General features: G+C 35.8%; 1 protein-coding gene. It reads right to left on the bottom strand.

All coding sequences use genetic code 11. From position 1 onward, the window contains the following. The coding region (locus tag G4V62_RS19460; protein WP_165205251.1) for a helix-turn-helix domain-containing protein at window positions 1-274 on the bottom strand (274 nt) is incomplete at its 3' end. Window positions 275-341 lie beyond the last annotated feature (67 nt).

The following is a 341-nucleotide window of genomic DNA, read 5'->3' as shown; positions in this document are numbered from 1 at the left end:
AAAATCGTGAATACGAATCCGCAAGGTTTTTAAGTGAGGATTGAATAGCAACGCTGTCGACTTCTTTTAACCATACGAATTCTTTTTTTAGCTGCGTTAATTCGGCAGAACATGAATTGTAAGTGAGTCCTTTGCCTGTTTCCTTATATGTATCGTTCCAACGTGCTAAAAAGTGATTATATACGAAACGAGAACAACCAATCGTCTTTGCGATTAAGATTTCTTGTTCTTTGTTTGGGTAAATACGAAATTTGTATGCTTTGTTGACCAACATTGCTTTTCACCTCACTTTAGACCTTGATTTTCGATATCATCTAATTTCCTCGAAATATCAGCCTTTC

Source organism: Litoribacterium kuwaitense (genome assembly GCF_011058155.1).
Classification (GTDB): domain Bacteria; phylum Bacillota; class Bacilli; order Bacillales; family DSM-28697; genus Litoribacterium; species Litoribacterium kuwaitense.
Note: the sequence above shows the minus strand (reverse complement) of the source record. Positions and strands in the feature narration are given on the sequence as shown.